This is a genomic window from Pseudoxanthomonas sp. LH2527 (genome assembly GCF_022539275.1).
GTDB lineage: Bacteria > Pseudomonadota > Gammaproteobacteria > Xanthomonadales > Xanthomonadaceae > Pseudoxanthomonas_A.
Window position 1 is genome coordinate 1 of record NZ_JAKZBW010000034.1, and the last position, 26,680, is coordinate 26,680.

Sequence of the window (26,680 nt, forward strand, 5' to 3'; positions counted from 1 at the left end):
ACTTGGAGAAGTCCTCGCCAAAGCAGCAGTCGTTAATGAAGTCAGACCCGACTACGGAAAGGTTGAAGCGATCAGTCTTGCAAGTGATATCGATGATCACGAGACCCTTCCCTTGAGCCCTAACACCTAGTAGACCCCATTTCGGGGTGATAGCGCGGAGTATTCAGGTGCTGAGGCTCGGCCGTCAACGCTGTAGAGGCTTGGTATCAACGCTTTCCCTCAAACGTCTGCATCACCGCCGGCTTCCTCGTCACGTGAATATCCAGCGGTAGTGCGGTTGCCGATGGAATATCAGGGCGGCGTTGGGGTGATAGCGCTGTGCGTCTCGGAAGAGATGATCATCGGGATCTCGACGCACTTCGCGGATGAATGGCGGCGTGCTGTAGTGCGTTGGCTGGTCCGGCCGTTTCGTGGGGGCCGGGTGTGCATTCAGGCAACGAATGTGAGAGCGGTCTTCTTTCTGCGGTTCACTCGGCTGGAGGGGTGGGTGCGGGGATGTGGTGGGCGGCGAGGAAGGCGCGCAGGGAGGCCGGTTTCACGGGTTTGGTGAGGAGGCGGTAGCCGCGTTCGCGGGCGTCGCGCTTGAGTTCGTCACGACCGTCGGCGGTGAGCAGGGCGCCGGCGATGGGGCCGGGGCTGGCGGCGCGCAGGGCGTCGAGGGTGGCCAGGCCGTCGAGGCGGTCGTGCAGGTGGTAGTCCACCAGCATCACGGCCGGGCCTTCGGCGATCTTCTGCAGGGCTTCGTCGACGGTGGTGGCGGTGATGACCTCGACCTGCCAGCGTCCGAGCAGGGCCTGCATGCCGTCGATGATCTCGCGGTCGTTGTCCACGCAGAGCACGCGCAGGCCGGCCAGCGAGTCGTTGGCCAGGGTGCTTCGACGCGGGACGGCGCGGCGCTCGTTGAGCTGGGTGCCGCGTGGCACGACGATGCAGAACATGCTGCCGCGGTCGACGGTGCTGCGCGCGTCCAGTTCGTGTTGCAGCAGGCGTGAGATGCGCTGGCAGATGGACAGGCCCAGCCCGAGGCCGCGTTCGCCCCAGTCGAACGGCTGCTGGTAGCGGTGGAACTCGTCGTAGATCTGCCGCATGTGGTTTTCGGGAATGCCCGGCCCGGTATCCCAGACCTGCAGGGCGATCCGTTCGCCCTGCGCGCGCATGCCGATGACGATGCGGCCCTCGCGCGTGTAGCGCAGCGCGTTGGCGAGGAAGTTCTGCAGCACGCGGCGCAGCAGGCGACGGTCGCTGCGTACGGGAATCGCACGCGCGTGCACGCGCAGCTTCAGCCCGCGGCCGGCGGCGACCGGGGCGTACTGCGCCGCCAGTTCGCGCATCAGTTCGCCGGCATCGAAGTCGGTGATCTGCGTCTGCAAGCCGCCGGCATCCAGGCGCGAGACGTCGAGCAGGCCGTCCAGCAGTTCCTCGGCGGCGCGCAGCGAGGCATCGACGCGTTCGGCCAGGTGCTGGCGTTCCTGCGCCTGCGCATCATTGCCCTGCTCGCTGTCGCGCAGGGCGCTGACGAACAGGCGTGCGGCGTTGAGCGGTTGCAGTACGTCGTGGCTGATCGCGGCGAGGAAGCGGGTGCGCGACTGCTGCGCGTGCTCCGCGGCTTCGCTGCGCTCGGCGACGCGTTGCTCCAGTGTCTCGTTGGTCTCCAGCAGCAGCGCTTCGGCATGCTTGAAGTCGGTGATGTCGTTGTAGCTGGTGACGTAGCCACCGCCCGGAAGCGGTTGGCCGCGCATCTCGATCACCTGGCCGTCGGCGCGCACGCGCTCGAAGATGTGCGGCGAGCCCGCGCGCATGTAACGGATGCGCTTGTTGATCTGCGCATCGATATCGCCTTCGCCCAGTTCGCCGCGCTCGGCGTTGTAGCGGATCAGGTCGGCGACGGGACGGCCCACATAGAGCATGCCGTCGGGATAACCGAACATCTGCTGGTAGCGGCGGTTCCAGGCGACCAGGCGCATGCCGGGGTCGACCACGCTGACGCCGGCGCTGATGTTCTCCAGCGTCGTGGACAGGATCTCGCGGTTGAAGCGCAGTTCCTGGCCGGCCTGGTCGAGCACCGCCACCACTTCGCCCAGTTCCATGCCCGAGCCGCGCAGCACGCTGGTCAGCACGATGCGCGCAGACGCGGCGCCGATGGCGGCGGCGAGCAGGCGTTCGGTGAACTGCACCCAGGCGCGGTCGGCCGGGACGTTGGGCTGGTATTCGCGTCCCAATACCTGCGCCTGTTCGGCGAAGGCGCGGCGCGCATGACGCTCGCCGACCACGCGCTCGGCCAGCGTGCGCAGGTCGCCCACGCGCACGCTGCCGGGCCACTCGCCGGCCACCAGCGCGGGCCGCTGCGCGTAGGGATCGAGGAACGGCGCAGCGCGCAGGCGTTCGTCCACGCCGGGGCGCGAGCGCGCCGACACGATCATCATCGCGCCGGTGTTGACCAGCAGCGACCAGAACGTGCCGTGCGTCAGCGTGTCCCAGCCGCTCAGGCCGAACAGCTGCTGCGGGCGCAGCCAGCGGATGCCGAAGGGACCGTCGTGCAGCCACAGCACGTCGAACCAGCCGGCCTGCGTCATCGTCGGCAGCAGCAGCGTGTAGATCCAGGTGGCGAAGCCGAGCACCATGCCGACTTCCACGCCGCGGCGGCTGGCACCGCGCCAGTACAGGCCGCCGATCAGGCCGGGCGCGAACTGCGCCACCGCGGCGAAGGCCATCAGGCCGTACGAGGCCAGTGTGCTGTCGTTGCCGCTGCTGCGGTAGTAGCTGTAGGCGGTCAGCGCCAGCAGCAGGATCGCCACGCGGCGGATCCACAGCACGCGCGAGGCGACGTCGGCTTCGGCATGGTGCTGCGCCCAGCCGCGCCGCAGCAGCAGCGGCATGACCAGGTCGTTGCTGACCATGGTGGCCAGCGCGATGCTGGCCACGATCACCATGCCGGTGGCGGCCGAGAAGCCGCCGACGTAGGCGATGATCGCCAGCGCGGTGCGGCCTTCGGCCAGCGGCAGCGCCAGCACATAGCTGTCGTCGGCCACGCTGGTGCCGCCGAACAGCGACGCGCCGGCGGCGGCGATCGGCACCACCATCAGCGAGAACAGCGCCAGGTAGCCGCCGAACAGCCAGCGCGCCTTGCGGATGTCGCCCACGTCGCTGCACTCCACTACCGCGACATGGAACTGGCGTGGCAGGCAGACGATGGCCAGGAAGCCGAGCAGGGTCTGCGCGATGAAGCCGACCGGCGGCGCGTTCTCGAACAGCGTGCGTGCGGAGTCGGTGATGCGGAAGGTGTTGTCGCCCAGCCACAGGTAGGCGAACACGCCCACCGCGATCATCGCCACCAGCTTGACCACCGATTCCAGCGAGATCGCCAGCATCATGCCGTGGTGGTGCTCGGTGGCGTCCACCTGGCGCGTGCCGAACAGCGCGGCGAACAGCGCCATCAGCAGCGCCACGTAAAGCGCCGGATCGGTGAAGAAGCCCTGCGTGCTGTCGCCGCCGTCGCCGCTGAGCACGCTCAGGCTCATCGCCACGGCCTTGTACTGCAGCGCCAGGTAGGGCACCACGCCGATCAGCGCGATCACCGTGACCAATGCGGCCAGCCGGCGCGAGCGGCCGTAGCGCGAGGAAATGAAGTCGGCGATGGAGACGGTGTTCTCGCTGCGCGCGATCAGCGCCAGCCGTTCGATGATGCGCCAGCCGAACAGCAACAGCAGCACCGGGCCCAGGTAGATCGGCAGGTAGCCCAGGCCGTTGCGTACCGCGCTGCCGACCGCGCCGTAGAAGGTCCACGACGAGCAGTACACCGCCAGCGCCAGGCTGTAGACCACCGGTCGCAGCCAGGGGCGGTCGGGATACAGCGGGCGCCGGTCGCCCCACCACGCCACGCCGAACAGCAGCGCGGCGTAGCCGACCGACACCAACAGCAGGATCCAGCTGGAAACCAACGCGTTCTCCCCGCGCTCAACCCGTCGCCGAGTGTACCGGCTGCGGCGTGCCGCGGCGGACGGTCAGGGCGTGGGCGGCGCGAGCAGTTCGCGCACGGCGGTCTCGGCCTGGCCGCGCAGTTCGGGGATGGCGATGCTTTCCCACACGCAGCCGATGCGCAGGCTGCCGAGGATGAAGATGCGTGGCTGCGATCGGCCCTCGGCATCGACCATGCGGCCGTCGCGCGCGGCCTTCAGGCCGATGCCGTGCGGTCCCGGCTGTGCGTGGCCCTTGCCCAGCAGGTCGTGCAGCAGCGGGTTGCGCATGGTCTGCGCACGCATTTCCACGCCGGTGGCGTTGACCACGTAGTCGACATCGAACTCGTCGGTGCGGCCATCGCGGGTATGCGTGCTCACCCGCAGGCCGCGGTCCATGGCCATCACCGTGTCCAGGCGGCCGCGATGCAGCCGCAGCTGGCCGCGGTCGAGCATCGCCTGCAGCTGGGCATGCACCTCCGGGGCGATGCGGTGGCGGTGCACGTCCCACTGGCGCACCACGTGGCGCAGGAAGCGGCGCTGGTCGGCAATCGACATCGACTGCCACAGCGTCTGTACGTGCGGACGGATCCGTTCCATCGCCGCCTGCCACGGCAGGCCGTCGGCGACGGCCTGTTTCGCCGCCGCGCGCAGGAAGCGCATGCGGGCGCGCAGGTCCATGGCCTGCAGCGGGGCGGGGTCGTACGTCGCCGCGCCTCCGTGGCAATGCGGCAGCGGCAGCAGTGCGTGCCGCGATAGTACGTGGATCGTGCCGGCGTGGCCGTTGTCGGCCAGGCTGAGTACGGTGTCGACCATGCTCAGGCCGGAACCGACGATGCAGAGTTCGGCGTCGGCCGGGATGGCCTTCACCGCATCGAAATCCCAGGCCGCCAGCGAACGGCCTTCCGGCAGCTGTGGCGCGCCGCGTGCCGGCAGCGGCTTGGGCGTGTTGCCGACCGCCATCACCACGCCGCCCGCCTGCAACGGACCGTGTTCCAGCAGTTGCAGCGTCGCACCGTCGTCGCGCGCATCCAGTTCGTACACGCTGTCGCGGATCACCTGCAGGGAAGCGGCACTGGCGGCGATGGCGTCCCGCAGCCGTACCCGCAGATAGTCGCCATAGCGACGGCGCTCGATGAAGGCATGCGCCAGCGTGTCGCGGTCCGGGCCATCGGCAGGCGTGGTGGCGACCACGTAGTCGAGGAAATCCGCGGGGCGGTCGTCGAAGGCGCTCATGCGCGCGGCCGGCACGTTGAGGACGTGTTCGCCGTAGGTCGTCGCATACGCCACGCCCTGCGCCAGCACTTCGCGCGGTTCGATCATCACGATGCGCAGCGGCGTGGTGGCCAGGCGCAGCGCCTGCATCGCCGCCAGCACGCCACCGGCGCCGCCGCCGATGATCGCGAGGTCGCAGGGCGGCAGGGGCGTCGTGGTCGCGGCAGTCATGCCGCCATTGTAGGCGAACGGGCGCCGTCGCCCGGACGGCACGCGGCCGCTACATCAGCGAATCCGCCAGCCGCGCGACGCCCTCGCGGCTGCGCTGCCAGCCGGGACGGCGGCGCCATGCCGCGCCGTCCACGTGGTCGGCGTGGGCCAGGTAGTCGGCCTCGATCGCACGGATCCGCGCCACCACGTCGGCGTCGTAGCAGACCAGGCCGATCTCGGCGTTGAGGGCGAAGGAGCGGATGTCCAGGTTGATCGAGCCGACCAGCGCGATGCCGTCGTCCACGGTCAGGTGCTTGGCGTGCAGGAAGTGTGGGCGGTACAGCGCGATCTTCACCCCGCAGGCCAGCAGTTCCTCGTAATACGACTGCTGCGCCCACGCCGTCAGCGTCTGGTTATTGGTGGCCGACAGCACCAGCTGCACGTCCACGCCGGACAGGGCGGCGATGCGCAGCGCACTGAGCGTGGCGTCGTCGGGCACGAAGTAGGGCGTGGTCAGCACCACCTTCTGGCGGGCGAGATGGATCAATGCGTTGACCGTGTCGCGCGCATTCTCGAACGGATACGCCGGCCCGCTGGGCAGCAGCTGCGCGGCCACATCCTGCGCCTGCACGCTGAGGTCGGGCTGCACGTCGAGGCGCTCGCCGGTCTCGATGTACCAGTCGCTGGCGAACACGCCTTCCAGGTGCGACACCACTGGCCCCTGCACGCGCGCGACCAGTTCGCGGTTCGGATGCCCGGGCACGAACACCGCATCGGCCAGGTTCTGCGAGCCCACGTAGCCGATGCGGTTGTCGATCACGGCGACCTTGCGGTGGTTGCGCAGATCCATGCGCCCGCTGCGCCGCCACTGCAGGCCGCCGGGCAGCATGGCATGCACCTGCACGCCGGCCGCGCGCAGTCGCGTGCCGTACGCGCGCAGCCCGCGCTTGGCGCCGACCGCGTCGAGCAGCAGGCGACAGGCCACACCACGCGCGGCAGCCCGGCACAGCGCAGTGACGACGGCTTCGCCCACCGCATCGTCGAACATCAGGTAATACAGCAGGTGCACCTGTTGCGTGGCGGCATCGATGTCGTCGAGCAGGGCACGCAGCGAGGCGTTGTAGTCGTCCAGCAGCGCCACCGCGTTGCCATGCGTGGGCATGAAAGCGCCTTGCCGTTCGATCAGCGGTGCGATCTCGGCGGCCGCGCCCTCATGCGCCGTCCAGCGCAAGGCGCTGAGCGGACGCTGCTCCTCGCGGATCACGTCCGACGCCCGCGCCTGCCGTTCGATGCGCTCGCGCGACAGCCAGGGATGGCCGAGCAGCAGGTACAACGGCAGGCCGAGCAGCGGAACGAAGCCCACCAGCAGCAGCCAGCTGCGCGCGGCCGCCGGCGAGGTCCGGCTGGGAATCCACCACAGCGCCGCCAGCCGGATCAGCCAGTCGACGATCAGCAGCGCGGTGCCGTAGGACCAGTCCATGGGGTGGGGGTGTTTGGGGGGTGAGACCTGATTCTGCGTTGGCTGGCGGATAAAGGAAAACGCGCGTGGGACCAGAAGGCAGGAAAGCCTGCTTGCTCCCTTCTCCCCGCCTGCGGGGAGAAGGTGCCCGAAGGGCGGATGAGGGGCAGCTTCTATGCTTCCTCGAAGCCCAGAAACAGAAAACCCCGCCGGAGCGGGGTCTTCTGTAAGGCACTGGATCCCCGCCTGCGCGGGGATGACCTAGTGGCAAAGGCGTTCGCTTTGCGAACGCGCCACTAGGTCACTTGATCTTGCCTTCCTTGTAGATCACGTGCTTGCGCACGACCGGGTCGTACTTCTTGATTTCCATCTTGCCCGGGGTGTTCTTCTTGTTCTTGTCCGTCGTGTAGAAGTGGCCGGTGTTGGCCGAGGAGATCAGACGGATCTTGTCGCGCTTGGATGCCATGGTCGGTTACTCCTCAGATCTTCTCGCCGCGCGCACGCAGCTCGGCCAGGACGGAGTCGATGCCGTTCTTGTCGATGGTGCGCAGCGCGTGCGCGGAAACTTTCAGCTTGATCCAGCGGTTTTCGCTGGCGACCCAGAAGCGGCGCTCGTGCAGGTTGGGCAGGAAACGACGACGGGTCTTGTTGTTGGCGTGGCTGACGTTGTTACCCGTCATCACACGCTTGCCGGTCACTTGGCATACGCGGGACATACGCACCTCGATAAATGATTGTGTCGCCCGTAGCCCGGGAGACGGCGGCCCCACCGCGAGCAAGCGCGGTGCACGAAACGGGCAGAATTTCTGCTGTCGGGAGCGGGTAGGAGACGTGCTTCCTGACCCGCACGGTCATGGACCGGACACAGCGAGCCGCGCATTATACCGACGTTCCCCTTTCCCCGCAAGCACTTAGGCGGACCGGGCGCAGGCCGTCGGGTCGGCTATACGGTAGGCCGAGGCCCGCTTTGCGGGCTTGAAGCAGACCGACATCGAACCGAGGGGCGTAGGAGCGTAGGTCGGGCCTTGGCCCGACATAGCGGCGTTTCGGGATTCGGAAGGCCGGACGGGTACGGTGGGCCGGGGCCCACCCCGCGATCACGGCGCCGCGGCCGCCGCCTTGCCCGGGCCGGCCTTGCTGGCGGCGATGAAGGCCCGGATCTGCTCCTCCAGCACCGGCAGGGTCACCGAGCCCTGCTTCAGCACGGCGTCGTGGAAGGCCTTGATGTCGAACGCCGGGCCCAGCGCCTGCTCGGCCTCGCCGCGCAGGCGGACGATGGCGATCTCGCCCAGCTTGTAGCTCAGCGCCTGCGCCGGCCAGGAGATGTAGCGGTCGACCTCGGTGGTCACTTCGTGCTCGGACAGGGCGGTGTGGTCGCGCAGGTAGGCCAGGGCCTGGTCGCGGGTCCAGCCCTTGTGGTGCACGCCGGTGTCGATCACCAGGCGGGCGGCGCGCCACATCTCGTAGGTCAGCCGGCCGAAGTCCTCGTAGGGCGTCTCGTAGATGCCCATCTCCTTGCCCAGCTTCTCGGTGTACAGCGCCCAGCCCTCGCCATAGGCGGAGATGTAGTTGTCGCGGCGGAACGCGGGCTGTTCGCCCTGCTCCTGTGCCAGCGCGGCCTGCAGCGAATGGCCGGGCGAGGATTCGTGCAGGGTCAGCGCCGGCAGGTTGTACAGCGGGCGCGAGGGCAGGTCGTAGGTGTTGAGCCAGTAGGTGCCCAGCCCGCCGCGGCCGGCGGTCCAGAACGGCGCGATGTCAGCCGGCACCTCGACGATGGTGAAGCGGCCGCGCGGCAGGGTGCCGATGTACTTGCCGACCTCGCCGTCGACGCGCTTGGAGATCCACGCGGCACGGTCCAGCAGCTGCTGCGGCGTCTTGGCATAGAACTGCGGATCGGTGCGCAGGAAGGTCAGGAACTCGGCGAACGTGCCCTTGAAGCCGGTCTGCTTGATGACCTGCTGCATCTCGGCCTGGATGCGCGCGACTTCCTTCAGGCCGATCTGGTGGATCTGTTCGGCGCTGAGGTCCAGCGTGGTGTATTCGCGGATCTGCTGCGCGTAGAAGTCCTTGCCGCCGGGCATCGCTTCGGCCGCCAGGGTGGTGCGCGCCTGCGGCACGTATTCGCTGCGGAAGAACGTCAGCAGCGTGCCGAACGCCGGCACCACCTGCTGGCGGATCGCCTCGCGCACTTCCTTGCGCAGCGCTTCCTGCTCGGCGGCGGGAATGCTGGCCGGCATCTTCCTGTACGGGGTGTAGAACGTGGACTGCTCGGGATCCTTCAACTCCGCGACGGCGGCGATCGACACGTCGCGGCCATCCAGCACCGCGCGCGGCACGGTGAAGCCGCGCTTCAAGCCGCTGCGCATGTTGGCGATGTGCTGGTCGAAGTAGCGCGGCACGTCGCGCAGGCGCGCGGCATAGGCGCGGTAGTCGTTCGCGTTCTTCATGGGGCGGCGCGCCATGAACGACAGGTTCGACCAGAACGAGGAATCGGAATTGAACGGCATCTCGTAGGCGCCCAGCCGCACTTCGTCGGCCAGGTTCTGCACCTGCGGGCGGTAGATCGCCAGGTTGATGCGGTTCTCCGGCGACAGCGCGTTCGCGTCGATGCCGTCCAGATCCTTCAGCACCTGCTCCCACACTTTCAGCCGCGCCTGCTGCGCCGCGGCGCCCACGTCCGGCAGGCGACGCTTGTCGCCGCTGGTGTCGGCATCCTCGTCGGCCTGGCCGGTCTGTTCCTGCCGCCACTTCCATTCCTTCTCGTACAGCGCCTGGAAGCGCTGGTCGGCGTCGGAGGGGGCGAAGGCGAGCGCGTGCAGCGGGGCGCAGGCGAGCAGCAGGGCGGCGATGCGGAGATTCAAGGCGGGCCATCCGGTGGAAGCGGAAAGCGGATGGTAATGCAGCGGCAATGTGCTCGTCCGGGCGGCTACGCCCTTCCTTGTGGGAGCGACGTAAGTCGCGAGCTTTTTGCTTGTCGGTGAATCAACCCTCACCGCTATCGCGACTTACGTCGCTCCCACATCCCACATCCTGCATCCCACAACAGCCCGAGCGCCTCAGGCCTTCGGGCGCAGGCGCTCGAGCACGCCGTCCAGGGTGTCCAGGTCGGTGTACTGGATGATCAGCTTGCCCTTGCCGCCGCGGCCGTGGGCGATGGTGACGCGGGTGCCGAGGCTTTCGGACAGTTCGGTTTCCAGCGAGGCAATGTCCGGCTGCGGCGCGGCCTTCGCCGGCTTGGCCTTCTTGCCGGTGACCGGCACCTTGCCGGCGGCGAACTGCTGGGCGCGGTGCTCGACCTCGCGGACCGACCAGCCCTGTTCGGCGGCGTCGGAGGCCAGCTTGCTGGCCAGGTCCGGCGACAGCGTCAGCAGGGCGCGGGCGTGGCCCATTTCCAGGCGGCGGGCTTCCAGCAGCGCGCGGATGGCCGGCGGCAGTTCCAGCAGGCGCAGCAGGTTGGACACCGCCGCACGCGAGCGGCCGACGGCTTCGGCCGCCTCGGCGTGGGTGAGGGCGAATTCGTTGATCAGGCGCTGCAGCGACTGCGCCTCTTCCAGCGGGTTGAGGTCTTCACGCTGGATGTTCTCGATCAGCGCCATCGCGATGACGGTGCGGTCGTCCAGGTCGCGCACCACCACCGGTACTTCGGCCAGGCCGGCTTCCCGCGAGGCGCGCCAGCGGCGTTCGCCGGCGACGATCTCGAACTTCCCCGGCGACAGCTCGCGCACGACGATCGGCTGGATGACGCCCTGCGCCTTGATCGATTCGGCCAGCTCGGTGAGCTTGGAGGCATCCATCTGCATGCGCGGCTGGTACTTGCCCGGCTGCAGCTGCTGCACGGGCACGGTGCGCAGCGCCTCGCCCGGCTGGGCTTCCGGCGGCGGCGTCTCGGCGGCCTTCGGGCCGAGCAGGGCTTCCAGTCCGCGACCCAGGCCGCGCTTCTTGGGGGCGCTCATCACGCGTGCTCCATCTGTTTCTGTTGCTTCTTGCGGTCGGCCGCGCGGCGCAGGATCTCGCCGGCCAGGCCCAGGTAGGCCACGCCGCCGCGCGAGGCGCGGTCGTAGCCGACGATGCTCTGGCCGTGGCTGGGCGCCTCGGCCACGCGCACGTTGCGCGGCACGATGGTGCGGAACACCTTGTCGCCGAAGTGGGTGGTCAGCTCGCCGGAGACCGCGTTGGCCAGGTTGTTGCGGATGTCGAACATCGTGCGCAGCACGCCTTCGATCTCCAGGCCGGGATTCAGGCGCGCACGCAGTGCCTCGATGGTTTCCATCAGCGCCGACAGGCCTTCCAGCGCGTAGTACTCGCACTGCATCGGCACCAGCACCGAATCGGCGGCGGTCAGCGCATTGAGCGTCAGCAGCGACAGCGCCGGCGGACAGTCGACGATGATGAAGTCGTAGTCGTCGCGGATGGGCTGCAAGGCGCTCTTCAGGCGCTGCTCGCGGCCGTCCACGTCCATCAGCTGGATCTCGGCGGCGGTCAGGTCGATGTTGCCCGGCATCAGGTCGAAGCCTTCGGGCGTGGTGACCACCGCGGCCTTCGCGTCCACCTCGCCCAGCAGCACGTCGCAGGTCGAGGCTTCCACCTCGCGCTTGTCGACACCGCTGCCCATGGTGGCGTTGCCCTGCGCATCCAGGTCGACCAGCAGCACCCGTTGCGGCGCGCGTGCCAGCGCGGCGGCCAGGTTGACGGCGGTGGTGGTCTTGCCGACTCCGCCTTTCTGGTTGGCGACGGCGATGATGCGGGCCATGCGAGGGCGCCTTATCGGATACGGGGGTGAAGGGGGATTATGCGGGCTCGGGCGGGGCCGTGCGAAATCAAGGGTACGGTGTCGGCGGCCACGTCCGGTCACCGCCCCGTGCGCGCGCAGCGCCGGCCAGTCTTTTCAACGGCTTACGTCTTGCCGGTGCCGCGTCGCCCCCTCAATCGCGGCGGACGACGACCATGTGGCGCTCGCCGACCAGCCCCGGCACCGCCAGCGGCTGGATCGTGTCCAGCGACCAGCCGGGCGGCAGTGCGGCGATCTCGTCGTCCGGGCGCACGCCCTTCATCGCCAGCAGGGCGCCGCCGGGTTTCAGCAGGTGCCCGCCGACCTCGATGATGCCGGCCAGCACGTCCAGCGCGCGGGCGGTGAGCGCGTCGTAGGCCTGCGGTTCGTCCAGCGCCTCGGCGCGCGATTCGGCCACGCGCGCGTTGTCCAGCTTCAACGTGCGCACGGCTTCGCGCAGGAAGCGTGCCTTCTTGCCGTTGCTCTCCACCAGCGTGACGCGCAGGCCCGGCTTGGCGATGGCCAGCGGAATGCCGGGCAGGCCGGGGCCGGTGCCGAGGTCGGCCAGCGCGCCGCCGTTCGCTGCCAGGTCGTCCACGAACGGATGCATCGCCAGCGAATCGAGCAGGTGGCGGGTGACCATCTCGCGCGGGTCGCGGATGGCGGTGAGGTTGTAGGTCCTGTTCCAGCGGTCGAGCAGGGCCAGGTAGGCGAGCAGCGGCGGCGCCAGCGCATCGGCGTCCAGGCCCAGTGAGCCGAGGCCACGGTGGAGGTCGTCGCGCAGGTCGGCGGGAAAGGCGGAGTGGTTCATCACGGCATTATCGCAGGCCGCCACACGGCGCCGCGCGGATGCCAGGCGAGCGCGGCGCGGTAGCCATCGGCAGGCGCCCATTCGTGCAGGCGCCAGTCGTCGACCCGGCCGAGGGCGGGATCGCAGCTGGCCAGCCGCACGCCGTCGTCGTCGAGGCGGACATGGAAGCGGTGCAGGCCGAACGAGATGCCCTGGCCATGCGCCTTCAGCACGGCTTCCTTGACGCACCACAGGCGCACGAAGGCGAGCAGGCGCGCGTCGGCCTCGTCGAGGGAGCGCAGCCAGGCGGTCTCGTCGGGATGGTAGAAGCGCTGCGCCAGTTCCATCGCGCGCGGCCGCGGTCGCAGGCGCTCGACATCGACGCCGAGTTCGATGTCCTCGCCCAGCGCCAGCAGCAGCGCCTCGCCGCTGTGGCTCCAGCCGGTTTCCAGATGGTGCAGCGGCGCGATGAAGTGCGGACGGCCCTGGGTGTCGCGGGTGATCGGCAGCGCATGCGGTGCCATGTCCAGCGCGCGCGCCAAGTGCTCGCGGGCGGCCGGCTCGCCGCGTTGCCGGGCTGCATGCGGCAGCAGCCACACCGCGATGCCGTCCAGCCGCCAGTCGGCCGGCGTGTCGCGCCAGGTCATCGGTCAGTACCGCGCGTGGTGCGGCACAGCGTGCAAGCCTGCGGCGATGGCGTTATCAAGCACGGGCACGGAGGCTTCCCCCACGGAGTTAACGACGGTTTCACGCGGTACGTTGGAGATTGAAGCGTGCCCCGCGCCAAGGGGTCCTGTCCATCGAGGGAGAAGCGACACAATGAATTTTCTCATCTATCTGATCGTGGGTGGCGTTGCCGGCTGGCTGGCGAGCATCGTGATGAAGCGCGACGGTTCGCAGGGCATCATCCTGAATGTCGTGGTCGGCATCATCGGTGGTTTCCTCGGCGGCTGGCTGCTGCCGACGCTGGGCCTCGGCCTGGGCGGCGGTTGGGTCGGGTTCCTGATCACCGCGTTCATCGGTGCGGTGGTGCTGTTGCTGATCGTCAACCTGTTCACGCGCGGCAAGGCGAGATAGCGGTTCCGCTGCGGCCGCGTGCGCGTTCGAGACGCACCCAAGGCCCGTGGCACTGCAAAGGCCCGGCACCTGCCGGGCCTTTGCTCGTTCTGGGTGCCGGGAATCCAGGGGGTTTTTCGACACGGATCAAAGCGGAGAAAGGCGGATGAAAAAGAAGCGTTTGATCCGTGTCTGCCTCTGGACGGTCCGCCGTCGGACCTGACGGCCGCTGCCGTGATCAACCGCCCAGACGGACCCATCACGGGTCATGCTGGGCGGGGGGGCAGAATGTTTTCGACACGGATCAAAGCAGAAAATGCGGATAAAAAAGCTTTTTATCCGTGTTGATCCGCCTTTATCCGTGTCTGTATCTTTTGGGGTCTGCCATCGCGACTGACGTCTCGGGTTCACCCGTCGAGTCGCACCCATGCCGGGGCATGGTCGCTGGGGCGTTCCCAGGTGCGCGGTTCGCGGTCGATGCCCGATTCCACCGCCTGCGCGCGCAGTGCGTCGGAGACCAGGGTCAGGTCGATGCGCAGGCCCAGGTTGCGGCGCAGGCCGCCCATCCGGTAATCCCACCAGCTGTAGACGTTGGCCTCGTCGCTGTGCAGGCGGAAGGCGTCGTGCAGGCCCAGTGCGTACAGCCGCTGCAGGGCCGCGCGTTCGTCGGTGGAGGTCAGGATGTGGTCGTCGTTCCACACCTTGGGATCGAACACATCGCGGTCGTCCGGCGCGATGTTGAAATCGCCCATCACCACCAGCTTCGGGTGCGCCTGCCGTTCGGCGGCGATCCAGTCGTGCACGGCGTCCAGCCAGCGCAGCTTGTAGGCGTACTTGTCCGTGCCCACGTCCTGGCCGTTGACCACGTACAGGTTGACGATGCGCACGTCGCCCACGGTCGCGGCGATCACGCGCTTCTGCTCGTCGTCGAAACCGGGAATCCCGACCTGCACCTCGCCGATCGGCGCGCGCGACAGCAGCGCCACGCCGTTGTAGGTCTTCTGCCCGGCGAACACGCTGCGGTAGCCCAGCTCGGCCAGCGCGGTGTCGGGGAAACGATGGTCCTCCAGCTTGGTCTCCTGCAGGCCCACGACGTCCGGCGCGAACGCGCCCAGCCACTGGGTGAGATGCGGCAGGCGCACGTTGAGCGAATTGACGTTCCAGCTGGCGATCTTCATGGCGGCGATTCTAAGCGAGGAAGTCGTTCACGCGCCCGCGGTGTCGTCGGCCACGGCCATGCCGTGGGCGGCGCCTTCGCCATCGCGCATCAGTCGCGCGGCCATCCACGCCGCGAGCAGCATCATCGCCATGCCGAACACCGCAATGGCGCGCATGGCGTCGGTGAACGCGGTGCGCGCCGTATCGACGACGCGCGCGCCGGCCGCACCGCCGAGTTCGCTGGCCACGGTGACCGCGCCGCCCAGGGTCGACAGCGCGCGTGTCGCATCGGTGTCGCCGAGCGTGGCCGGCAAGGCGGGGTCCAGCCACAACCGGTAGGCCAGCATGCCCGCGCTGCCCAGCAGCGCGATGCCGAGCGCGCCGCTGAGTTCGGCGCTGGTTTCCGCCAGCGCGGACGCCGCACCCGCGCGCTCCGGCGGCGCGGTGGTGATGATCAGTTCGTTGCCGACGGTGAACACCGGCGCCATGCCCAGGCTCATCGCCAGCATGCCGGCGATCAGGATCCACAGCCCGTACGGTGGCACCACCAGCGCGGTGATGGCGAAGCCGGCCGCGGCCAGCAGCAGGCCGCGCACCATCACCTGGCGCGCGCCCCAGTGCCGCGCCAGCCGGGGCGCCAGCAGCGAGCCGACGGTGAAGCACAGCGACCACGGCACCGTCGCAAGACCGGCCTGCAGCGGCGTCAGCCCCAGCACCAGTTGCAGGTACTGGGTCATGAAAATGTACACGCCCATCATCGACAGGCCGGCCAGCGCATAGGCAACGATGGCCGCGGAGAACGCCGGTCGCCGGAACAGGGTGACGTCGAGAAACGGATACGCCAGGTGCTTCTGCCGGCGCACGAACAGCACGCCCAGCGCAATGCCGGACACGAACACGGCGATGCCGCGCGGATCGATGCCGTACTCGGCGATGCGCTTGAGTCCGTAGACCACCGCCAGCACCGCGAACAGCGACTGCGCCATGCTGGCCGGGTCGAGTCTGCCGGCATCGGGATCGCGGTATTCCGGCAGCAGCTTCGGCCCCAGCACCAGCAGCAGCACCATCACCGGCACCGCCGCCAGGAAGGCCGCGCCCCACCACCACCATTGCAGCAGCAGGCCGCCGACCAGCGGGCCGATGGCGCCGCCGACCGAGAACGCCGCGATCCACACGCCGATGGCGAACTGCCGCTCGTGTTCGTCATGGAACATGTTGCGGATCAGCGACATCGTCGATGGCGCCAGCGTCGCGCCGGCCACGCCGAGCAGGGCACGCATCGCGATCAGCATCTCCGCGCTGCGCGAGAACGCCGCCAGCACCGACGCCACCGCGAACGCCGCCGCGCCGATCAACAACAGCTTGCGCCGGCCGATCCGGTCGCCCAGCGTACCCATGGTGATCAGGAAGCCGGCGACCAGGAAGCCGTACACGTCGACGATCCACAGCAACTGGCTGGCGGTGGGGTCGAGCTCGGCGCTGATCGCCGGCAGCGCCAGGTTCAGCACGGTCAGGTCCATCGCATAGACCATGCAGGGCAGGGCGATGATCGCCAGCCCGATCCATTCGCGGCGGGTGGCTTTGGCGGGTACGGAGGGGGTCGGCATGCGGGTCCTTGCGGCGGGGTCTGACCGTTCGACGGACGGGAAGGTCCATTTTCGACGAAGTGGCGAGTCGGGCGTGCGCCGGACCGCAAAGGAAGTCGCCATGAAAGGGTTTGGAACGTCGTCATCCCGGCGTAGGCCGGGACCCAGCGTCTTGCTGCACGGGACGGTGGAACCGCAACGCTGCAGCCGGCAGGCAGGAGGGCCTGCGCCAGCTACAAGTTCAGCAGCCGGACATGGTCACGAAGGGGATGGCACGCGCGGCAAGCAGCGACAGAGTCCAGCAAGGCGGTCGCCAGGTCTTCCGTATCCGGATTCTCGTTCACCACGAAAGGCCGGATGATCTCCCGGAATCTCGCGATCGAAATGCCCTCCCCCCTGGTGTACGTGTACCAATCCCCGGAGACGTTCAAGAAGGCGCTGACGAATCGTCTGATGCCCGTGTGATTGGCCCCGACAAACTCGAATGACCAGGCAAAGGCAGGAAGCAAACATCGCGGCGGTTCGCCCTCACCCCTACCCCTCTCCCGGGGGGAGAGGGGACTGCATGCCATGCGCTGCGAGCGCTCAGCGGATGATGAAGTCGATGAACTTCGCCACTTTGGAATAGGGCGGCTTCAGCAGGTCGCTGCCGGCGCGCCGGGGCTGCCACAGCACCGGCAGTGCCTTGCTCATCGCGTCGAAGCCGGCGCGGCCGTGGTAGGCGCCCATGCCGCTGGGCCCGATGCCGCCGAACGGCAGCGCGTTGATGCCGAAGTGCAGCACGGTGTCGTTGACGGTGACGCCGCCGGCCAGCGTGCTGCGCAGGATCTTCTCCACCCGCGTGCGGTCGTGGCTGAAGGGATACAGCGCCAGCGGTCGGTCGTGCGCGTTGACGTAGGCCAGGGCGTCGTCCAGCGAAGCGACGGTGCGGATCGGCAGGATCGGGCCGAAGATCTCGTCCTGCATCACCTTCGCCTCGTCGCCGGGCTCGATCACCAGGGTCGGCGCGAACAGGCGCTGCGCGCGGTCGTGCGTCGGCGCCAGCGGGATCACCTCGTGGCCGCGCTGGCGCGCGTCGTCGAGATAGCTTTCCAGTCGCGCGAACTGGCCGTCGTTGATGATGCGGGTGAAGTCGTCGGCGTCGGACAGGTCGCCGTAGCGCGCGGTGACCTGCTCGCGCAGCGCCTGCACCAATGCATCACGGCGCTGGCGGCCGACCAGCAGCACGTAGTCCGGCGCGATGCAGGTCTGCCCGCCGTTGAACCACTTGCCGGTCGCCAGGCGTGCAGCGGCCTGTTCCACCGGGAAATCGTCGCAGACGATGGCCGGCGACTTGCCGCCGAGTTCCAGGGTGAGCGGGGTCAGGTTCGGCGCGGCGGCGGCCATCACCTTGCGGCCCACGGCGGTGGAGCCGGTGAACACCAGATGGTCGAACGGCAGCGCGGCGAACGCGCCCGCCACCTCGGCGCCGCCGGCGGCGACGCTCACGCGCTCCGGCGGGAAGACTTCCGCAAGCAGCGAGCGCAGGAAGGCGGTCGTGCGCGGCGTGTGTTCGGAGGGTTTCAGGTAGACGTGGTTGCCGGCGGCGATGGCCGTGGCCAGCGGGATCAGCGCCAGGTTGACCGGGTAGTTCCACGGCGAGATCACGCCGACCACGCCGACAGGTTCCTGGCGGATCTCGGCGCGCGCCGGCCAGAAGCGCCAACCCACGCCGACCCGCTTCGGCTTCATCCAGCGGCGCAGGTGCGAGGCCAGATGGTCGATCTCGTTGAGCACGGTCATGCCGTCGGCGATCAGCGACTCGTGCCGCGAGCGGTGGCCGAAATCGGCCGCGATGGTGTCCGCCATCTCCGGCAGTCGCCGCTTCAGTGCCTCGCGCAGCCGGTGCAGGTCGTCGCGGCGCTGTGCGCAGGCGGGCTTGTGCGCCTGCCAGGTCTCGCGCAGCCGCTGCAGCGTGGGGGCGAGGTCGCCGACCGGGGTGTCGCCCTGCGGCGCGCGGCCGCCATGGCCGGCGGCCGCGGTGGTCGCGCCTTCGGCCGTGGCGGCGCTGATCGCGGCATTGGCGGCGGTGATGGCCGCGGTGGCGGCAGTCGTGGCGGCGTGCGGAAAGGTCGTCATGGCCCGAGTGTATGCCTTCGTTCCGGAGCGGGCGCACTACAATCCCGGCATGGACCCGAATCTGACCGCGCTGCGCCCCTACCTTGACCGCTTTCCCGTCCTCGGGCCGCGCGTCTATGTCGACCCGGCCGCCACCGTCATCGGCGACGTGGAACTGGCCGAAGACGTCTCCGTCTGGCCGGGCACCATCCTGCGCGGCGACGTCAACTACATCCGCGTCGGCGCCCGCACCAACGTGCAGGACGGCACCATCGTCCACGTCAGCCACCACAGCCCGTACAACAAGGCGGGCTATCCCACGCTGATCGGCGCCGACGTCACCATCGGCCACGGCACCATCATCCACGCCTGCACCATCGAGGACCTGTGCCTGATCGGCATGGGCGCCTGCATCCTCGATGGCGCGACGGTGAAGAAGTACGGCTTCGTCGGTGCCGGCGCGGTACTCGGGCCGGGCAAGGTGGTCGGCGAGGCCGAGCTGTGGCTCGGCAATCCGGCCCGGCTGGTACGCATGCTCAGCGAGCGCGAGATCGAGAGCCTGCATTATTCGGCCGGCCACTACGTCAAGCTGAAGGACCGTTACCTGCAGCCAACATCGCCCGCGGCATGATGGCGGGCGGCGCATTCCGCGCTGCCTGGGAGTTGCGCATGGCCTGGAAACCGCAGGGCTACACCTCGGTGGCCCCGTACCTCGTGGTCGACGGCGCGCAGCGCACGATCGACTTCCTCGTCGCCGTGTTCGATGCCGAACCGTTGCGCATGCATCCCATGGGCGACCGGCTGGGCCATGCCGAAGTGCGCATCGACGACACCGTGCTGATGCTCGCCGACGGCATGGACGGCTGGCCGCCGGTGCCGGCGCACGTGCATCTGTACGTGCCGGACGTGGAAGCCACGTGGACACGCGCGCTCGCCGCCGGCGCCGAGCCGGTGCAGGCGCCGGAAGAAAAGGGCGATGGCGACCGCCGCGGCGGCTTCCGCGATGCGGGCGGCACCACCTGGTGGATTTCCACCCAGGTGCGGTGACGGCGACGCGCCGTCAGGGCGCGGTGGCCTGTTCCAGCGCGGCCAGCAGGGCCATCGCCTCGGCGCGGCTGGCGCCGCACATCTCCGGCCCGGGTTTCAGCGTGCGGCAGAAGGCCGGACGCTCCGGCATGCCGAACAGCCGGCAGCGCAAGGCGTCGTCCAGTTGCACGCAGGCCATGCCGGCCGGCTTGCCCTGCGGCATGCCGGGGATCGGCGAGGTGATCGAGGGCGCGGTGCAGCAGGCGGCGCAGCCCGGGCGGCAGGCGAAGGCGGTGTCCATGGTGGCGCGCAGTGTAGGCCCTCGCGTGGCTGGGCAAGGATGGCGTTCGCGGCTAAAGTCGCCAGGCATGGGGAAGGCGCATGGACAGCGGGACACACGGGTTCCACCACATCGATCCGGTCACGGCCATCGCGCTGGCAGGGGAACCTCGCCCGTGGTGAGCGCCTGATGCTGGACACCTATCGCGAAGTCGTCACGCCGGAAGGCGTGGGCCTGCACTTGCCGGCGGCGGGTCCGGTGCCGCGTGCGCTGGCGTGGGGCATCGACCTGGCCATCCGCCTCGGCATCGTGCTGGTCATGGCCATATTCCTCGCCCTGCTGGGCAAGGTGGGCCAGGGCCTGCACCTGATCGTGATGTTCCTGGTGTTCTGGGCGTACCCGATCGTGCTGGAGTCGGTCTGGCGCGGACAGACGCCGGGCAAGAAGGCGCTGGGGCTGCGCGTGGTGGCGATCGACGGCGCGCCGGTCGGCTGGCTGGCGGCGATCACCCGCAACCTGCTGCGGACCGTCGACATGCTGCCGTTCGGCTATGCCGCGGGGCTGGTCGCCTGCCTGGCCGATGCGCATTCGCGCCGCCTCGGCGACATGGTCGCGGGCACGCTGGTCGTGCATGCCGGGCGCGAGCGCAGCCATGTGCCGGCACCGGTCAACACGGTGTTCGTGCCGCCGGCGCAATTGTTGCCGGAGGAGCAGGGCGCGATCGTCGCGTTCGCCGAGCGCGCGCCGCAGCTGACCCCATCGCGCCAGGAGGAACTGGCCAACCTCGCCCAGCCGATTACCGCCGCGCACGGGCAGGCCGGCGTGCAGCGCCTGTACGGCATGGCCAACTGGCTGCTGGGGCGGCGATGAGGCAGGAACAGTTCGTCGCCCGCCACCAGGCCGAATGGCTCGCCTTCGAATCGTGGTTGCACGCCCGCGGCGACAACGCCCGGCGCGCGCGCCGCGAGCGCAACAACGGCGAGCTGACCGACGAGGACGTGCCGGCGCGCTACCGCCGCATCTGCCAGCACCTGGCGCTGGCGCGGCGGCGCGGCTACAGCCCGGTGGTCGTGGATCGCCTGCAGGCGCTGATGCAGGCCGGCCACGGCGTGCTGTACCGCACGCCGCCGCCGCGCTGGCAGCGGGCGGTGCGTTTCCTGCTGGCGGACTTTCCGCGGCTGGTGCGCAGCGAGGCCGGCTGCATGTGGGTGGCGGCGGCGGTGTTCGTGGTCCCGCTGGTGCTGATGTTCGTGTTGCTGCAGTTCCGCCCGGAGCTGGTGTACAGCCTGGCCTCGCCCGAGCAGGTGGCGATGTACGAGCGCATGTACGACCCCAGCGACCCCAGCCATGCGCTGGGCCGCGAGAGCGGCACCGACTGGCAGATGTTCGGCCACTACATCTGGAACAACATCGGCATCGGTCTGCGCACGTTCGCCGGCGGGTTGCTGGCCGGCGTGGGCGCGCTGTTCGTGCTGGTGGTCAACGGCATCGGCATCGGCACGGTGTTCGGCCATCTGCAGCAGATCGGCTACGGCGATCCGCTGTGGCGTTTCGTCTGCGGCCATGCGCCGTTCGAGCTGACCGCCATCGTGCTGGCCGGCGGCGCCGGCCTGCGGCTGGGCCTGAGCCTGGTGGCGCCCGGCCGGCACCGGCGCATCGATGCACTGGCGATCGCCGGCGCCAAGGGCGCGCGGCTGTGCCTGGGCGTGGCCTTCATGCTGCTGGTGGCGGCCTTCATCGAAGCCTTCTGGTCCTCGACCCAGTCCATTCCGGCGGCGGTGAAGTACAGCGTGTCCGGCGTGCTGTGGACGCTGGTGGCGGTATGGCTGGGCCTCGGCGGACGCGGGGTGGCCGATGAGGATTGAACAGCTGACCGTGCGCCTGCGCGCGCGCTCGGACTGGGAAGCCATCGAGCTGGGCATGGCGCTGGTGCGCCAGCATGCGGGCGCCATCTGGAGGCCGTGGCTGTGGTTCACCCTGCCGGTGTTCGCGCTGCTCAACCTGGGCGCGTGGTGGATCGACCGGATGTGGGTCGCGGCCTTGCTGATGTGGTGGCTGAAGCCGGCGTTCGACCGTATCCCGCTGTACGTCATCTCGCGCGCGGTGTTCGGCAGCGTGCCGGGCACGCGCGACACGCTGCGCGCGCAGGCGCACTGGGGCCTGCGCACGCTGCCGCACCTGCTCACCTGGCGCCGCTTCAGTCCGGTGCGCGCGCTGTACATGCCGATCGACCTGCTGGAAGGCGTGCAGGGCGAACGCCTGCGCCAGCGGCGCCGCGTGCTCGGCGGCCAGGCCTACGGCACGGCGATCCTGCTGACCTGGATCTGCCTGCTGTTCCAGGGCGTGCTGATGCTGGGCGGCATCGTGGCGGTGGTGATGTACCTGCCGCAGGACCTGCTGCCGGACAGCGTGCAGGCGGCGTTCCAGATTGCCGCCATCGCATGGCCGGTCTGGTTCGAGCTGGCATGGAATGCGCTGGCCTGGGCGGCGATCAGCGTGATCGAGCCGTTCTACGTGGGCGCCGGTTTCGGCCTGTACCTCAACCGGCGCACGCAGATCGAGGCCTGGGATCTGGAAATCGTGTTCCGCAAGCTGCGCGCCCGCCTGGCTGCCGCCGCGCCGATGGTGCTCGCCGCGGTGTTGTGGGCCGGTGCCGGCATCGCCGAGGCGCAGGAGCGCCACGGCGCGCCGCCGGTCGCGCCGGCGCCTGCGGAGACGACGGAAGCAGAAGAGAAGCCGACACCGCCGACCCTGCCATTGGTGTTCGGCGACCAGCGCGTGGACGATCGCGCGTTCCACAAGGCCGCCGACCAGGCTTACCGCGATCCGCTGCTCGACCGCCGGCACGTGCAGTCCGGCTGGGAGCGCCGCACCCCCGAAGAGAAACAGCGGGACGAGGACGCGCAGGACGGCGACCGCGCGCTGCTGGCCGGCTTCGGCACGGTGCTGGCCTTCATCGGCGAATGGGGCCTGTGGCTGGTCGTCGGCGTGCTGGTGGTGATGCTGCTGGCGACGGTGCGCTACTGGTGGCCGTGGATGCGCGGCCTGACGCGCGCGCCGGTGGCCGCCCCCGAAGCGCCGCAGACCGAGGCACTGGTGCTGCCGGAGACGCTGCCCGACGACATCGCCACCGCGGCGCGCCGCTTGTGGCGCGACGGCCGTCCGCGCCACGCGCTGGCCCTGCTGTATCGCGCCAGCGTGGACAGCATGAGCCAGCGCGCCGACCTGGTGCTGCCGCCGGGCGCGACCGAAGCCGAATGCCTGCGCGCGTCGCGGCGCATGCCGCTGGCGGAGGACCGGCAGAGCTTCGCGCGCATCGTCCGCACGTGGCAGTACGCCGCCTATGCGGAACGGTTGCCCGGCGATGACGAATTCGATGCGCTGGTCGGCGAGCTGCAGCAGCGCTACGGATGGGCGGCATGACCTCCGCGCGCCGAAACGGCCGGCTGGTGGCCGCGACGCTGGTCGTGGCGGTGGTGCTGCTGGTGCTGGTGGGCCTGTGGTTCCGGCACAGCTTCCACCGTGTCGAGAAGACGCTGTACCTGCCGCCCTCCGGCGAGGCCGCCTACAACCCGTTGTATGCGTTGGCCAAAACGCTGGAAGCCGACGGCGTGAAGGTCAACGCGCGCCAGCGCCTGATGCTGGACGACAACGCCCTGGCGCCGGGCGACACGCTGCTGCTGTTCAACGATCCGCGCGCGCTGTCGCCGCCCGAAGCCGAGCGCCTGCTGGCGTGGGTGGAGGACGGCGGTCACCTGCTGATCCGCACGCCGGTGTATTCGCCCGGCGAGGACATCGCCGGCCCCAATGCGCCGCAGTCGCAGATGCTGGACCTGCTGTCGGCCTGGCTGGTCGACGAGATGCCATCGTGCGAGGACTTCCAGGTGGAAGGCGAGGACCACCACGTTGAGTTCTGCCGTGGCCGCCGTTTCGCCTTCGAGGACGTGGTGCCCGAACTCGCCTGGGGCGACCTGCAGAACGGCTACGTGTATGCCCGCATCGTGGTGGGCAAGGGCCATGTCGACGTGCTGGCCGACTTCGATTTCCTCGCCAACACCGCCACGCGCGGTCCGCTGCAGGAAGAACTCGACGCCCCGCCGGACGGCGGTCTGCGCGATGGTCCGCACCGCGCGCTGGCGCGGCAGGTGCTGGCGCCCAACTACCGCCAGGGCACCCTGCACCTGGTCTATGCGGCCGAAATGCCATCGCTGTGGCGCACGCTGTTCCTGCGCGGCTGGATGGTGTGGGCGCCGCTGCTGCTGGCGCTGGCGGCGTGGCTGTGGATGCGCATGCAGCGGTTCGGCCCGCCGGTGCCGTCGCCGGCCGGCGAGCGCCGTTCGCTGCTCGAGCACGTGCGCGCCAGCGGCGAACATCTCTACCGCTACGGCCGTGGCGTGATGCTGTACTCGGCGGTGCGCGCGGCCTTCCTCGCGCGCCTGCGCCGCCGCGATCCGGTCGCCGCCGCGCTGACCGGCGAGCCGCAGGTCGCCGCCATCGCCGAGCGCACCGGCCAGCCGGCCGAACGCATCCGCACCGCCCTCCATGTTCCTGCCTCGCACGACCGGCAGGCTTTCCGCGACCGCATCGCCCTGTTGATCCAACTGAGAAACCGCCTATGAACGACGAGACCGCCGCCGCGCCGCCCGCGCTGCCGCCGACGCCGCGCAACGCCCTGTCCGACCGCGTCGAGGCCGTGCGCGAGGAAGTGTCGCGCGCCTTCATCGGCCAGCCCGACGTGCTGGACCAGATCCTGATCGCGCTGCTTGCCGGCGGCCACGTGCTGATCGAAGGCGTGCCCGGGTTGGGCAAGACGCTGCTGGTGCGCGCGCTGGCGCAGGCGCTGGAGCTGACCTACGCGCGCGTGCAGTTCACCCCCGACCTGATGCCCAGCGACGTCAGCGGCCACGCCGTCTACGACCCGAAGACCGAGAGCTTCCAGATCCGTCGCGGCCCGGTGTTCACCCACATCCTGCTCGCCGATGAGATCAACCGCGCGCCGGCCAAGACCCAGTCCGCGCTGCTGGAAGTGATGCAGGAAGGGCAGGTCACCATCGAAGGCACCTCGTTCCCGCTGTCGCCGCCGTTCATCACCCTGGCCACGCAGAACCCGGTGGAACAGGAAGGCACGTATCCGCTGCCGGAAGCACAGCTGGACCGCTTCCTGCTGAAGGTGCTGATCGACTACCCGTCGGTCGAGGACGAGAAGCGCATGGTCGATGCCATCACCACCGGCCGCACCGCCGCCGACTTCGACCTGTCGCAGGTCAAGCGCGTGCTCGGCGCCGCCGACATCGCCGCGATGCAGCGCGAGACCGCTGCGGTGCGCGTGGACCCGGAAGTGATCGACTACGCCGTGCGCATCGTCGCGGCCACCCGCAAGTGGCCGGGCATCTCGCTGGGCGCGGGGCCTCGCGGCAGCATCGCGCTGGTGCGCGCGGCACGTGCGCAGGCGGTGCTGCAGGGCCGCGACTTCGTCACCCCCGACGACGTGCGCGACATCGCACGGCCGGCCCTGCGCCACCGCATCACGCTGGCGCCCGAACTGCAGATCGAAGGACAGTCGCCGGACGACGCACTGCGTGCGCTGCTGGCGAAAGTGGATGCGCCGCGCAAATGAGCGTCCGCGCTGTCGCATGCGACCTCGTGATTGGCCCCCTCCTCCGCTTGCGGGGGAGGGTTGGGGTGGGGGCGCGCGATCAACATGATGTTGTACGGACTTATCCCTTCTCCGTTTGCCTCCCTCACAGCCTTCCCCCGCAGGCGGGGGAAGGAGCACGCCTATGAGACCTGCGCCGCTGCTGATCCTGTTGATCGCGGGCTGGGGACTGTCCGGCCTGGCGGTGCCGTTCCTCGGCTGGCCGCTGTGGCAGTGGCAGACCGCCGGTGCGGCGTTGCTGGTGCTGGCGGCGCTCGATGCGTGGCGGCTGCGGGGCCGGCCCACGCCGGAGATCGTGCGCGAGGTGCCGGAGGCGCTGCCGCTCGGCATCGAGCGCGACGTCGCGCTGAGCTTCGAGTCGCGCGTGCGGCAGCGGCTGGAGGTGTTCGATCTGCATCCGGGCGCATGGGCATCTTCCGGGCTGCCGCGCACGCTGACGCTGGCGCCGATGTCGGCGACCCGCATCCACTATCGCCTGCGTCCTGCCGTGCGCGGCGATGCGCAGTTCGATGGCGTGCAACTTCGCCTGCGTTCGCCGTTGGCCTTGTGGCGGCAGTCGCGCGTGGCCGGCGCGCCGCAGCGGGTGCGCGTGTATCCGAACTTCGCACCGCTGACACGCTTCGCGCTGTTCAGTGCCGAACAGGCCTCGCGCCTGGTCGGCGCGCACCTGAAGCGGCGTCGCGGCGAAGGCACCGACTTCCACCAGATGCGCGAGTACCGCGTCGGCGACAGCCTGCGCCAGGTCGACTGGAAGGCCACCGCACGCGCGCGCAAGCTGATCTCGCGCGAGTACCAGGACGAGAAGAACCAGCAACTGGTGATGCTGATCGACACCGGCCGCCGGATGATGGCGCGCGAGGACGCGCTGGGCCACTTCGACCACGTGCTCAACGCCTCGCTGGTGGTGTCCTACCTGGCGCTGCGGCAGGGCGACGGCGTGGGCCTGTTCGCCGCCGGCGGCGACAGCCGCTGGGTCGCGCCGCAACGCGGCATGGCCGCCATCGATACGCTGCTGCGCGCCAGCTACGACCTGCAGCCGCGCCCGGTGGCCACCGATTACCTGGCAGCGGCCACCGAGCTCAGCCTGCGCCAGCGCCGCCGCGCGCTGGTGATGCTGGTTACCAACGTGCGCGACGAGGACATCGACGATTTGCTCGCGGCGGTGCGCCTTCTGCAGAAGCGGCACCTGGTCTGCGTGGCCAGCCTGCGCGAGACCTCGCTGGACGATGCGCTGGATGGCGAGGTGCGCGACCTGCAGGGGGCGATCCATGCCGGTGCGGTCGCGCGCTACCTGGAACAGCGCACCGCCGCGCACGATGCCCTGCGCAGCCACCGCGTGATGGTGCTGGACGTCACCGCCGACGAACTGCCGGCCGCGCTTGTGGAGCGCTATCTGGCGGTGAAGCGCGACGGCCTGTTGTAGTGG

General features: G+C 69.5%; 23 protein-coding genes. 9 read left to right on the top strand and 14 right to left on the bottom strand.

All coding sequences use genetic code 11. The features are described 5' to 3' along the window. Positions 1–467: 467 nt before the first annotated feature. From MMG85_RS16040 to MMG85_RS16085, 10 genes are all read right to left on the bottom strand, one after another. Positions 468–3,938, bottom strand: a complete 3,471-nt coding sequence (locus MMG85_RS16040) for a PAS domain-containing hybrid sensor histidine kinase/response regulator (RefSeq protein ID WP_241046945.1) — start codon at positions 3,936–3,938, stop codon at positions 468–470. A 63-nt stretch (positions 3,939–4,001) separates the two neighbouring features. Then, on the bottom strand, positions 4,002–5,399 hold the full coding sequence (locus MMG85_RS16045; protein ID WP_241046946.1) for an FAD/NAD(P)-binding protein: 1,398 nt from the start codon (positions 5,397–5,399) through the stop codon (positions 4,002–4,004). Positions 5,400–5,448: 49 nt separating this feature from the next. Beyond that, on the bottom strand, positions 5,449–6,858 hold the full coding sequence (gene cls / locus MMG85_RS16050; protein WP_241046947.1) for a cardiolipin synthase: 1,410 nt from the start codon (positions 6,856–6,858) through the stop codon (positions 5,449–5,451). Positions 6,859–7,138: 280 nt separating this feature from the next. Continuing rightward, a complete protein-coding gene (gene rpmG, locus MMG85_RS16055) occupies positions 7,139–7,303 on the bottom strand; it encodes a 50S ribosomal protein L33 (protein ID WP_027070918.1) in 165 nt (54 codons plus the stop codon). Between the two features lie 13 nt (positions 7,304–7,316). Then, positions 7,317–7,553, bottom strand: coding sequence for a 50S ribosomal protein L28 (rpmB, locus tag MMG85_RS16060; protein WP_062351567.1), 237 nt, complete (start codon positions 7,551–7,553; stop codon positions 7,317–7,319). A gap of 381 nt (positions 7,554–7,934) precedes the next feature. After that, on the bottom strand, positions 7,935–9,698 hold the full coding sequence (locus MMG85_RS16065) for a DUF885 family protein (RefSeq protein WP_345778862.1): 1,764 nt from the start codon (positions 9,696–9,698) through the stop codon (positions 7,935–7,937). A gap of 195 nt (positions 9,699–9,893) precedes the next feature. Beyond that, on the bottom strand, positions 9,894–10,790 hold the full coding sequence (locus MMG85_RS16070) for a ParB/RepB/Spo0J family partition protein (RefSeq protein WP_241046948.1): 897 nt from the start codon (positions 10,788–10,790) through the stop codon (positions 9,894–9,896). After that, the gene (locus tag MMG85_RS16075; RefSeq protein WP_055939194.1) at positions 10,790–11,587 is read right to left on the bottom strand and encodes an AAA family ATPase; all 798 of its coding nucleotides are present in this window, start codon (positions 11,585–11,587) and stop codon (positions 10,790–10,792) included. Before MMG85_RS16075 ends, MMG85_RS16070 begins: the two co-directional genes overlap by 1 nt. Before the next feature lie 172 nt (positions 11,588–11,759). After that, entirely contained in the window at positions 11,760–12,416 is a 657-nt protein-coding gene (rsmG, locus tag MMG85_RS16080) for a 16S rRNA (guanine(527)-N(7))-methyltransferase RsmG (protein WP_241046949.1), read from the bottom strand. Then, positions 12,416–13,042: a 4'-phosphopantetheinyl transferase superfamily protein gene (locus MMG85_RS16085; protein ID WP_241046950.1), complete on the bottom strand. Its 627-nt coding sequence runs from the start codon at positions 13,040–13,042 to the stop codon at positions 12,416–12,418. The genes rsmG and MMG85_RS16085 overlap by 1 nt, the downstream gene beginning before the upstream one ends. A gap of 172 nt (positions 13,043–13,214) precedes the next feature. On the opposite strand from MMG85_RS16085, the gene MMG85_RS16090 reads away from it, so the two are divergent. Continuing rightward, complete coding sequence (locus MMG85_RS16090) at positions 13,215–13,472, top strand: GlsB/YeaQ/YmgE family stress response membrane protein (protein ID WP_241046951.1); 258 nt, start codon at positions 13,215–13,217, stop codon at positions 13,470–13,472. A gap of 386 nt (positions 13,473–13,858) precedes the next feature. Here MMG85_RS16090 and xth read toward each other — a convergent pair whose 3' ends face one another. The 3 genes from xth to MMG85_RS16105 form a co-directional block, all read right to left on the bottom strand. Further along, entirely contained in the window at positions 13,859–14,629 is a 771-nt protein-coding gene (xth, locus tag MMG85_RS16095; RefSeq protein ID WP_241046952.1) for an exodeoxyribonuclease III, read from the bottom strand. A 27-nt stretch (positions 14,630–14,656) separates the two neighbouring features. Then, positions 14,657–16,216, bottom strand: coding sequence for an MFS transporter (locus tag MMG85_RS16100; RefSeq protein WP_241046953.1), 1,560 nt, complete (start codon positions 16,214–16,216; stop codon positions 14,657–14,659). A gap of 564 nt (positions 16,217–16,780) precedes the next feature. Next, positions 16,781–18,313, bottom strand: a complete 1,533-nt coding sequence (locus tag MMG85_RS16105; protein WP_241046954.1) for a coniferyl aldehyde dehydrogenase — start codon at positions 18,311–18,313, stop codon at positions 16,781–16,783. 61 nt (positions 18,314–18,374) lie between these two features. On the opposite strand from MMG85_RS16105, the gene MMG85_RS16110 reads away from it, so the two are divergent. Together MMG85_RS16110 and MMG85_RS16115 are read left to right on the top strand one after the other, a co-directional pair. Next, entirely contained in the window at positions 18,375–18,923 is a 549-nt protein-coding gene (locus MMG85_RS16110) for a gamma carbonic anhydrase family protein (RefSeq protein ID WP_241046981.1), read from the top strand. Between the two features lie 38 nt (positions 18,924–18,961). After that, positions 18,962–19,339, top strand: coding sequence for a VOC family protein (locus MMG85_RS16115; protein ID WP_241046955.1), 378 nt, complete (start codon positions 18,962–18,964; stop codon positions 19,337–19,339). A 13-nt stretch (positions 19,340–19,352) separates the two neighbouring features. Here the strand turns inward: MMG85_RS16115 and MMG85_RS16120 are convergent, their stop codons facing one another. Beyond that, entirely contained in the window at positions 19,353–19,619 is a 267-nt protein-coding gene (locus MMG85_RS16120; RefSeq protein ID WP_241046956.1) for a YkgJ family cysteine cluster protein, read from the bottom strand. Positions 19,620–19,787: 168 nt separating this feature from the next. On the opposite strand from MMG85_RS16120, the gene MMG85_RS16125 reads away from it, so the two are divergent. The 6 genes from MMG85_RS16125 (at position 19,788) to MMG85_RS16150 (ending at position 26,677) form a co-directional block, all read left to right on the top strand. Further along, on the top strand, positions 19,788–20,468 hold the full coding sequence (locus MMG85_RS16125) for an RDD family protein (RefSeq protein WP_241046957.1): 681 nt from the start codon (positions 19,788–19,790) through the stop codon (positions 20,466–20,468). Continuing rightward, complete coding sequence (locus tag MMG85_RS16130; protein ID WP_241046958.1) at positions 20,465–21,463, top strand: stage II sporulation protein M; 999 nt, start codon at positions 20,465–20,467, stop codon at positions 21,461–21,463. Before MMG85_RS16125 ends, MMG85_RS16130 begins: the two co-directional genes overlap by 4 nt. Continuing rightward, positions 21,453–23,021 (top strand): DUF4129 domain-containing protein, encoded by a 1,569-nt coding sequence (locus tag MMG85_RS16135; RefSeq protein ID WP_241046959.1) that lies wholly within the window; start codon positions 21,453–21,455, stop codon positions 23,019–23,021. Before MMG85_RS16130 ends, MMG85_RS16135 begins: the two co-directional genes overlap by 11 nt. Next, a complete protein-coding gene (locus tag MMG85_RS16140; protein WP_241046960.1) occupies positions 23,018–24,217 on the top strand; it encodes a DUF4350 domain-containing protein in 1,200 nt (399 codons plus the stop codon). The genes MMG85_RS16135 and MMG85_RS16140 overlap by 4 nt, the downstream gene beginning before the upstream one ends. Beyond that, the gene (locus MMG85_RS16145; protein WP_241046961.1) at positions 24,214–25,215 is read left to right on the top strand and encodes a MoxR family ATPase; all 1,002 of its coding nucleotides are present in this window, start codon (positions 24,214–24,216) and stop codon (positions 25,213–25,215) included. The genes MMG85_RS16140 and MMG85_RS16145 overlap by 4 nt, the downstream gene beginning before the upstream one ends. 163 nt (positions 25,216–25,378) lie before the next feature. Further along, complete coding sequence (locus tag MMG85_RS16150; protein ID WP_241046962.1) at positions 25,379–26,677, top strand: DUF58 domain-containing protein; 1,299 nt, start codon at positions 25,379–25,381, stop codon at positions 26,675–26,677. The last annotated feature ends 3 nt before the right edge of the window (positions 26,678–26,680 follow it).